Genomic DNA, 9,838 nt, shown 5'->3' with positions numbered 1-9,838 from the left:
GCTTTGGATTATTCGTAAAATTAAATGATTTGTTGATTGATGGTTTAGTACATATTTCTCACTTGGATAATGGTTATTATCATTTTGATAGTGATCGTCAACGCTTAGTTGGAAAAAATGGCAATATTTATCGATTAGGTGATCCTGTTAAGGTGCAAGTAATGAGTGTTAATCTAGATGATAAGAAAATTGATTTTGATTTGATTACCAATTTACGCAAACCTAAATCGGTGGGAAAAACTGCTAAAAAGAAGGGCAAAAAATCATCGACTGTATTCAAAGAAGTAAAGAAAAAAAATATTAAGAAATCATTAAAAAAAAAGAAAAAATTAAATCAGCTATAAAAAAACCTGCTCCTGAATCAGTTAGATAAGTACCAACTTTTAGGAGCAGGTCCGTTTTATGCTTTAGATTCTATCTCTTAATATCCAGTGTATTTAAGATTGATAGATTCATATAGACTTATTTAATTAAGCAACATTTTCACCAAATTGACCTCTTTGATAGTCTCTCATCGCTTGGATGATTTCTTGCTCACTATTCATTACGAATGGTCCATATTGGACGATAGGTTCTTTTAATGGACGGCCTGTAACAAGAATTAACTTGGTTTCTTCATTTTTATCTGCTTCAACTACAATACCATCAGCATTAGCATCATTTTTTAAGATAGCCATATTTTTGATTGGTACATTTTGACCTGCAATATTTGCACTACCTTTATATACAAAGACGAATCCATTATGGTTTGCAGGAATTTTATGGCTAAATGTAGCTCCTGCTGGTAGATGAATGTCTAAATAGTTAGGCTCTGTAATCTCACGTGTTACTGCTCCTTGTACACCATTTGATTCACCTGCGATAACAGTAACTTTTGTCCCATTTTCAGTTTCAAATTTTGGTAAATCTGCATTTTGGAAATCTTTGTACCAAGGATCTTTCATTTTATCTTTAGCAGGTAAGTTTAACCAAAGTTGGAAGCCGTCCATTTCACCATCTTCTTGTTCAGGAATTTCTGAATGGATCACACCTTTTGCTGCTGTCATCCATTGCACACCACCATTTTGTAGTAAACCTTCGTGACCAGCACTATCTCTATGACGCATACGTCCAGTGATCATATAAGTGATGGTCTCAAAACCACGGTGAGGGTGACTTGGGAATCCTGCAATATAGTCATCAGGGTTATCACTCTTGAAATTATCTAACATCAAGTATGGATCTAAACGTTCTTGTAATTGGTGAGTTAATACACGAGTTAATTTTACACCAGCACCATCTTGAGTTTCTACGCCTGCATATAAGAATTCAACCTTACGGGGTTGAGCAACAACCACATCATTTTTTACTATATTCGTCATAATCATCTCCTAAATTTTTCTGTTCTAATAATCGTTAATCATACGCCATTTTTGATGGCCCTTTTACATTATGCACTATATATGATGGCAAATGGTGTTTTTTCAAGAGTTAATAAAATGTTAACAATTATGAAATTATCATTAGTAATTATGGTTATATGTTATTAATTATTGTGATATTGCAGTTCCAGAAATCAGATTATAGTGTCAAACCATGTTCCTGTTCGTATAGAGCATATAGGAAATAATTAGAAAAAATGGATGAGTTAACTATGAAAGTATTCGTAGGTTAACTTTAATTAAGTTAAAAAGGGATATTTCGAAAGGAAAATTTATGAGTACGATAATACAAGATGTTAATGTTGCTAATTCAATATCTAACCAACCGATGTTAGCGTTGCCACAAAATAAATTAGTGACTGGCGGTATTGTTGTTGGATTAGTGCTGTTAATTTATCTTTTAACAACACAAAACTTTTCTCAATCTTTATTACTTATTATTGGATTTGCACTTGGACTAACTTTATTTCACGCAAGATTTGGTTTCACTTCTGCATTTCATCGCATGGCATCAGTAGGTAATGGTCAAGCATTACGTGCACATATGTTAATGCTTGCGGTAGCTGTAACTTTATTTGCTCCTATCCTAGCTTACGGGTTGAGTTTCTTTGATGGTTCAGTTGAGGGATATGTCGCACCCGTTGGAGTAAGTTTAGTTGTGGGTTCTTTCTTATTTGGAATAGGAATGCAACTTGGTGGTGGCTGTGCTTCTGGGACACTTTATACTGTCGGTAGTGGACGTTCAATCATGTTCATTACATTAATCTTCTTCATTGTCGGCTCTACCATTGGTGCTTATCATTTACCATTCTGGACAGAGGAAATGCCGTCATTAGGTTCATATTCCTTAGCAACATCTACAGGCTTTGGTTATGGTGGTGCTTGGTTAATTTCTATTATCCTATTTGGTTTGATTGCTTGGGTAACGTTAGTTATCGAGAAGAAGAAAAAATCACCTAAAATTGAGCCAATCCCAACCACAATAGGTTGGAAACGTATACTAAGAGGATCTTGGCCTTTATTGGCAGCTGCGACTATTTTAGCGGTACTCAATGCATTGATCTTAATGACTCGTGGTGAACCTTGGGGAGTTACATCTGCATTTGCTTTATGGGGTTCTAAAATTGCAAGCATTGGTGGTGTAGATGTTGCAAGTTGGAAATACTGGCAAGGTGATAATGCTCGTGCACTTCAACAATCTATTTTTGCAGATTCAACCACAGTATTAAATTTCGGTATTATCCTCGGTGCATTTGTTGCATCAGCTGCTGCTGGGCTATTTAAATTTAGCAAAATCACATGGCGTAGATTTGTAGCCTCAGTGATTGGTGGTTTATTGATGGGATATGGTTCTCGTTTAGCGTTCGGTTGTAACATCGGGGCTTACTTTGGCGGTATTGCTTCCTTTAGCTTACATGGCTATATCTGGGGAATATTAGCAATGTTAGGAACCTTTGTTGCATTATATTTGCGTCCATACTTTGGTATGTCCGTACCAAAATTAACCGATTCATTCTGTTAATATTTATTATTTTCTAAATTACAATAAATTAAATAAAAATAAATAATGATTAATAATTTTATTTTGAGATAGATTTAATTAATAATTACATTAATTATACCTAATATATCAAGCGGTAAGATTACACTTTAAATTTGCAAAAATATTGTGTAATCCTACCGCTTGTCATTTATTTTTTATGTAGTTTATTTTAATTAAAAACTTACCATAACTTATTGATATAAATTATTTTTATTTGTAGTCACAAGAAATATGCCTTTTATTAATTATAGTTATATATTATTGTTTTTTGTAATAAATATAATATTGATGTTTATTAAAATCTGATTATATTATTTCTCATGTTCTTATTCTTATAAGACTGAAAGTTAGTTAAATAAAACTGAGCCATTAATTGAGTGATTATTTTATTTGATTGAATGTATCTAAATAGAAAATATTTTATAAAAGGGAATATATCATGAGTACAATCACACAAGAGGTTAATGCTGTTACTGCAGTATCTAACCAACCAATACTTGCTACTACCTCACAGAAAAATTTAGTGGCAGCAGGTATTGCTGTTGAATTAGTTCTATTAGTTTATCTCTTAGCAACACAAAATTTATCGCAATCTTTATTACTTATTATTGGATTTGCATTGGGATTAACATTATTTCATGCAAGATTTGGTTTCACTTCTGCATTCCAGCGTATGGCAGCGGTCGGTAATGGACAAGCATTACGTGCGCATATGTTAATGCTTGCGGTAGCTGTAACTTTATTTGCTCCGATTTTATCTTATGGCATAAGCTTCTTTGGCGGCTCGGTTGCAGGACATGTTTCACCCATTAGTACCAGCTTAATTGTGGGAGCGTTCCTATTTGGTGTCGGTATGCAAATTGGTGGCGGATGTGCATCAGGGACTTTGTATACCGTAGGTAGTGGTCGAACAGTAATGTTCATTACCTTGATCTTCTTTATCGTTGGATCGACTGTGGGTGCGTATCACTTACCATTCTGGCTTGAAGAAATGCCATCATTAGGTGCATATTCTTTAGCAACCTCTACAGGCTTTGGTTATGGTGGTGCTTGGTTAATTTCTATCGTGTTATTTGGGCTTATCGCTTGGGTTACTTTAGTGATTGAGAAAAAGAAAAAAGCACCTAAAGTTGAGCCAATTCCTTCTGCTAAAGGTTGGAAACGTATCCTCAGAGGCTCTTGGCCATTATTTGTTGCAGCAATTATTCTAGCAGTGTTAAATGCACTTACTTTAATGACTCGTGGCGCACCTTGGGGGGTAACATCAGGATTCGCATTGTGGGGATCTAAACTTGCATTACTTAGTGGTTTCGATGTAACAAGTTGGGGATATTGGCAAGGTAATAGAGCCGCTACATTACAACAATCCATTTTTGCAGACTCAACTTCAGTATTGAATTTTGGTATTATCATCGGTGCATTTGTAGCATCAGCAGCGGCAGGATTATTCAAAATAACTAAAATCACTTCTCGTAGAACTTGGGGATCAATCATTGGTGGATTCTTAATGGGATACGGTGCTCGTTTAGCATTTGGATGTAATATTGGTGCTTACTTCGGTGGAATCGCTTCATTTAGCTTACATGGTTATGTATGGGGCTTATTAGCCATGGTAGGGACTTTTGTTGCATTATATTTACGCCCATACTTCGGTTTATCTGTACCAAAACCAACCGATTCATTCTGCTAACCCATAAAAGCTAAATAGAGAGTTAAAGAGCTGAAATATCAGCTCTTTTTTATGCCTATTCCGTTTGAATATATTAGTAAGAAGTAAGGAATCCTGATATTTTTCTGAAATCTCACTGCTTGTCGTTATAACATAAGGTACAATAATACAAATTTTTTGAAGAGAATGAGAAGTATGACAACAGAAACAATTGTTGCACAAGCTACCCCGATCGGACGTGGTGGAATCGGGATTTTACGTGTATCAGGCCCATTAGCGACAGAGGCGGCAAAAGCGGTATTAGGCAAAGTGCCAAAAGTGAGAATGGCAGATTATTTACCATTTAAAGATGAAGATGGAACCGTTTTAGACCAAGGTATTGCACTCTATTTTAAAGCCCCAAACTCATTTACAGGGGAAGATGTACTTGAATTACAAGGACATGGTGGACAAGTTATTTTAGATATTTTACTCAACCGCATTTTAAAAATTAAAGGCATTCGTATTGCTCGTGCGGGTGAATTTTCTGAACAAGCCTTTTTAAATGATAAATTGGATTTAGCCCAAGCGGAAGCGATTGCAGACTTAATTGATGCTACTTCTGAACAAGCGGCTCGTTCCGCCTTAAAATCATTGCAAGGGGAGTTTTCCCATAAGGTGAATGAATTGGTTGATTCTGTGATCTACCTACGCACCTATGTTGAAGCCTCAATTGATTTCCCTGATGAAGAAATTGATTTCCTCGCCGATGGTAAAATTGAGCGTAAATTGAATGAAATTATCGGTCAGCTTGATGGCGTAAGAAAAGAAGCCAAACAAGGCTCCATTTTGCGTGAAGGGATGAAAGTGGTAATTGCAGGTAAACCAAACGCAGGTAAATCAAGCCTACTCAATGCATTAGCAGGACGTGAAGCGGCAATCGTCACCGATATCGCAGGGACAACCCGTGATGTGTTACACGAACATATTCATATAGATGGTATGCCTTTACATATTATTGACACAGCAGGTTTGCGAGAAGCTAGTGATGAAGTTGAAAAGATCGGGATCAAACGTGCGTGGGATGAGATCGAACAAGCAGATCACGTATTGTTGATGATCGATAGTGCAGAATCACAAGCGGATAATTTTCAACAAGAGTGGGCAGATTTCTTAGCTCGACTTCCAAAAAATATTCCTGTAACCATTATTCGCAATAAAGTGGATTTGACGGGTGAAGCGGAAGGACTAATGGAAATGCCAGAATTTAGTATGATTCGCCTATCGGCTCAAACAAAAGTTGGTGTGGATTTACTGCGTGATCATCTTAAAAAATCAATGGGATACCAAAGCTCAACCGAGGGGGGATTCATCGCTCGCCGTCGCCACCTTGTCGCACTAGATACTGCAGCTGAACATTTAGAACGAGGACATATTCAATTAACCCAATTCCACGCCGGCGAACTTTTGGCGGAAGAATTACGCCTTGTGCAAAATGCACTAAGCGAAATCACAGGGCAATTCACCTCAGACGATCTACTCAGCAATATCTTTAGCTCATTTTGTATTGGTAAGTAAGTATAAAAAAGGGTCTAAAATAATCTGACAGTATCTACATCTAAAAATGATGTAGCTGTCAGATTAATTTTACATCACAATCCATTAAAAAAGTTCACTCAATAATAATCTGATCAAATTCTGACAGTTGACAAATAAATGCTGTGTACACTTTATCTTGTTTAGATTGATCTGCAATAAGTATTGCTTGTTTTGTTTTTTTCATGGCCTGCCGCTTGATATTTGCCTCAGATAGCTCAAAACAACTTGCGCCTTTCTCCTGACTAATTCCTGCTGCAGAAATAAATGCCTTGTCTGTAAATAAAAGATCAAGATCATTTTGATAATTCAAAGGAGAAAATGCTGCATTATTAGGAGTATATTCTCCTCCAATTAAAATAACTTTACAGTTTGGCTTTTCGATTAAGATATTAAAAGTATTTAAGGAACAGCAAATAGCAGTAAAACGTAGAGCATCATCAATTTGTGATGCTACAAATGGAATTGTTGAACCGCAGTCAAAAAAAACAATATCATCTTCCTCTATTAGTTTTGCTGCTTTTTCTCCTAATTTAAGTTTTTCACTAATATGTTTAGATTGTTGTTCAATAACATGATAATTATTTTTATCTTTTTGAGCAAAAATAATATATCCGCCAAGTAAATTAAAAGGAGTATTTCCACTATTAATATCTCTACGAATAGTCATTTCAGATACACCTAGTAGTTCAGAAGCTTCTCTTAAATGAATTTGATTTTTCTGTTTCAACAAAAATTCTAATTTTTGTAAACGAGATACCATAATAAAGATACTCCTTTTTATTGTATAACATATAAATTAGTAATATTTATTTGGCCAATGTAATATCAATAAAGCATATAACTATATATAAGCTCTCAAAATAGGATTGTATTACTTTATTAGAAGACAATTTAACTTTCCCTTTGATTTTATCTTCAATAAGTACTATATGATCTATACACTTAGCTAAATTAACCACCACGATATTTTCTCTTAAGTAGTTAAAAATACTAAATATATTATTAAAGAAAAAAAGTTTTATTTCTGTGATCAATGTCAATTTTATAACATTAGAATCAATATAAACTATAAATACTTAATACTTGTTTTTATTCTAACAAAAAATCCATTCTACGGTTACGAAAGTAACAAAAATATTAATATTCATTTGAATTTAAGGAGAAATAACTTATGTCTTTTTTCAGTGAAGCCCCGGATATTCCAGTTACAAAGACAAAATCAGAAATTGATGCTACATATCGTTATTGGCGACTTCATTTAATGATCGTGAGCTATATTGGGTATGCTGTTTTCTATTTTACCCGAAAAGGCTTTAACTTTGTTATGCCTGAAATGCTAACCGATCTTGGATTAGAAAAAGCCGATATTGGTATGATGGGTACAGCATTTTACTTGACTTATGGTATTTCTAAATTTCTTTCTGGTGTAATTGGTGATCGTTCTAATCCTCGTTATTTTATGGGACTAGGTCTAATTGCAACAGGGATTGTAAACATCATTTTTGGAATGAGTTCATCTGTGATTATGTTTGTCATTTTATGGATGATAAATGCTTTTTTTCAAGGTTGGGGATGGCCTCCATGTGCAAAAATTCTAAACACTTGGTACTCTAGAAATGAACGTGGTTTATGGTGGGCTATTTGGAATACCTCACATAATTTAGGTGGTGCATTAATTCCAATTATTGCTGGTGCTGTAACATTAGCTTGGGGATGGCGATACGGTATGTTTGTGCCTGGAGTTATTGCTGTAGTAATCGGTATTGGATTATGTTTCTTATTAAGAGATCGTCCTACTTCTATGGGATTACCTACTGTTGGAGAATGGCGAGATGACGTTGCTGAAAAAGAACATGAAAGTACAGGGGTAGGATTATCAACTTGGGAAATATTAAAAGTTTATGTTTTCAAAAATAGTATTATTTGGGCATTAGCAATTTCTTACGGTTTGGTATATATCATTCGTACAGGAATCAACGACTGGGGAAATTTGTATCTTACAGAAACACATGGATATGATCTATTAGAAGCAAATACAAGCGTTGCATTCTTTGAAGTAGGTGGTTTTTTAGGAGCTCTCTTTGCTGGTTGGGGTTCAGACAAATTCTTCAAAGGAAACCGCACTCAAATGAATATAATCTATGTGGTTGGAATTATTGCTGTCGCATTAGCACTATGGTTTGTTCCTAGTAATGATGGATTCGTAATGTCTGCTTTATTCTTCTTAATGGGATTCTTTATCTTTGGACCACAATTCCTTATAGCAATGGCTGCCGCAGAAAATTCACATAAAAATGCAGCTGGAGCATCAACAGGTTTTGTTAGCTTGTTTGCTTATATCGGGGCTGCTGTCGCAGGTTTACCATTATCACTTGTTATTGAAAACTTTAAATGGAATGGTTTCTTTGGAACACTATTTATAATTTCATTAGCTTGTGCATTATTACTTATACTTGTATATTTCTTACAAAGACACCGTAATAAAAACTAAGGTATAAATTAATTACGCTAGTTGGATAACATTATCATCTAACTAGCGTAATTTTTAGTTAAATAATTCCAGTTAACCAAAACTTATCTTAACCGATACAACCTTGCCACATTTTGAGCGGTTGATATTAGATTCTCTTCTGCCTGATTTAACGTATCTGATAATGTACTGACCTGACGAATAATAGGGAATACAGCATCAATACCATAGTCATATACCACTTCATAATCATCTCTTAGTGAACCTACAATAGCCACGATTGGTTTATTATATTGTTTCGCTATTTTTGCAACACCAATCGGCGTTTTACCATGAATACTTTGAGCATCCATTCTTCCCTCTCCTGTAATTACAAGATCAGCATTTGCAATTTTTTCTGACAAACTGACCGCTTCAATCACAATATCAACACCTGCTTTTAATTCGACATTAGAAAGTAATTGCAAACCGCCACCCATTCCACCTGCTGCACCTGATCCTGCTTTATCTCGAATATTGAGCAATAGTTCTTTCTCTACAATATCAGAAAAATGTAAAAGGACATTATCTAAAATAGCGACCATTTCTGGTGTAGCGCCTTTTTGTGGACCAAAAATTGCTGAGGCACCGTATTGCCCACAAAGTGGATTATCAACATCACAGGCGACTTCGATTTTTACCGATTGAAGTCGTGAATCTAAACAAGATAAATCAATATGGGCAATATTAACTAATTGTTCCCCGCCCCAAGCAATCTCCGTTCCTTGGATATCTAAAAATTTAGCACCAAGGGCCTGCAACATTCCAACACCACCATCATTAGTTGCGCTACCACCAATACCAAGCAAAATTTTCTCCACACCTAAATCAAGGGCATATCGAATTAACTCACCAGTACCATAACTGGTTGTTTTGAGAGGATTACGTTGTTCAATTGGCACAAGATGCAATCCTGATGCTGCTGCCATTTCTATAATGGCAATCTTTTTATCCCCTGAAACACCAATAAATCCAGTGATTTTCTGTCCCAGAGGATCGGTAACATCAACAGATAATAACTGACCAGATAAAGCATCAACCAATGATTGTACTGTTCCCTCACCGCCATCAGCCATTGGGACTTTTATACATTCTGCATCAGGAACGACTTTTTTGAC

Annotated in this window: 8 protein-coding genes; 5 read left to right on the top strand and 3 right to left on the bottom strand. The window is 35.3% G+C overall.

Annotated elements, in window-relative coordinates:
- Positions 1-344: S1 RNA-binding domain-containing protein (locus Q1J40_RS06770; protein ID WP_301099304.1), on the top strand; the 344-nt coding region annotated here is incomplete at its 5' end.
- A 126-nt stretch (positions 345-470) separates the two neighbouring features.
- Here Q1J40_RS06770 and Q1J40_RS06765 read toward each other — a convergent pair.
- Positions 471-1,361: a pirin family protein gene (locus Q1J40_RS06765; protein WP_301099303.1), complete on the bottom strand. Its 891-nt coding sequence runs from the start codon at positions 1,359-1,361 to the stop codon at positions 471-473.
- A 334-nt stretch (positions 1,362-1,695) separates the two neighbouring features.
- Between Q1J40_RS06765 and Q1J40_RS06760 the strand changes: the two genes are divergently transcribed.
- The 3 genes from Q1J40_RS06760 to mnmE all read left to right on the top strand — a co-directional run bounded on the left by Q1J40_RS06760 (position 1,696) and on the right by mnmE (position 6,190).
- A complete protein-coding gene (locus Q1J40_RS06760; protein WP_301099302.1) occupies positions 1,696-2,943 on the top strand; it encodes a YeeE/YedE family protein in 1,248 nt (415 codons plus the stop codon).
- A 460-nt stretch (positions 2,944-3,403) separates the two neighbouring features.
- Complete coding sequence (locus Q1J40_RS06755; RefSeq protein WP_301099300.1) at positions 3,404-4,654, top strand: YeeE/YedE family protein; 1,251 nt, start codon at positions 3,404-3,406, stop codon at positions 4,652-4,654.
- 174 nt (positions 4,655-4,828) lie between these two features.
- Complete coding sequence (gene mnmE / locus Q1J40_RS06750) at positions 4,829-6,190, top strand: tRNA uridine-5-carboxymethylaminomethyl(34) synthesis GTPase MnmE (RefSeq protein WP_301099298.1); 1,362 nt, start codon at positions 4,829-4,831, stop codon at positions 6,188-6,190.
- A 94-nt stretch (positions 6,191-6,284) separates the two neighbouring features.
- Here the strand turns inward: mnmE and deoR are convergent, their stop codons facing one another.
- Positions 6,285-6,971, bottom strand: a complete 687-nt coding sequence (gene deoR, locus Q1J40_RS06745; RefSeq protein ID WP_301099297.1) for a DNA-binding transcriptional repressor DeoR — start codon at positions 6,969-6,971, stop codon at positions 6,285-6,287.
- A 411-nt stretch (positions 6,972-7,382) separates the two neighbouring features.
- Here deoR and uhpC point away from each other — a divergent pair, with 411 nt between their 5' ends.
- Complete coding sequence (gene uhpC / locus Q1J40_RS06740) at positions 7,383-8,702, top strand: MFS transporter family glucose-6-phosphate receptor UhpC (protein ID WP_301099295.1); 1,320 nt, start codon at positions 7,383-7,385, stop codon at positions 8,700-8,702.
- Positions 8,703-8,785: 83 nt separating this feature from the next.
- Here uhpC and Q1J40_RS06735 read toward each other — a convergent pair.
- A partial coding sequence (locus tag Q1J40_RS06735) for a glycerate kinase family protein (RefSeq protein WP_301099293.1) occupies positions 8,786-9,838 on the bottom strand: 1,053 nt, incomplete at its 5' end.

The organism is Otariodibacter sp., from assembly GCF_029256985.1.
Classification (GTDB): domain Bacteria; phylum Pseudomonadota; class Gammaproteobacteria; order Enterobacterales; family Pasteurellaceae; genus Otariodibacter.
The sequence above is the reverse complement of the archived record's forward strand: the minus strand, read 5'-3'. Positions and strand labels throughout refer to the sequence as shown.

What these genes read in the sequence shown, in the direction of transcription:
- Q1J40_RS06765 (WP_301099303.1), bottom strand. Translation starts at nt 1,361, where the DNA reads ATGACGAATATAGTAAAAAATGATGTGGTTGTTGCTCAACCCCGTAAG.
- Q1J40_RS06760 (WP_301099302.1), top strand. Translation starts at nt 1,696, where the DNA reads ATGAGTACGATAATACAAGATGTTAATGTTGCTAATTCAATATCTAAC.
- Q1J40_RS06755 (WP_301099300.1), top strand. Translation starts at nt 3,404, where the DNA reads ATGAGTACAATCACACAAGAGGTTAATGCTGTTACTGCAGTATCTAAC.
- deoR (WP_301099297.1), bottom strand. Translation starts at nt 6,971, where the DNA reads ATGGTATCTCGTTTACAAAAATTAGAATTTTTGTTGAAACAGAAAAAT.
- mnmE (WP_301099298.1), top strand. Translation starts at nt 4,829, where the DNA reads ATGACAACAGAAACAATTGTTGCACAAGCTACCCCGATCGGACGTGGT.
- uhpC (WP_301099295.1), top strand. Translation starts at nt 7,383, where the DNA reads ATGTCTTTTTTCAGTGAAGCCCCGGATATTCCAGTTACAAAGACAAAA.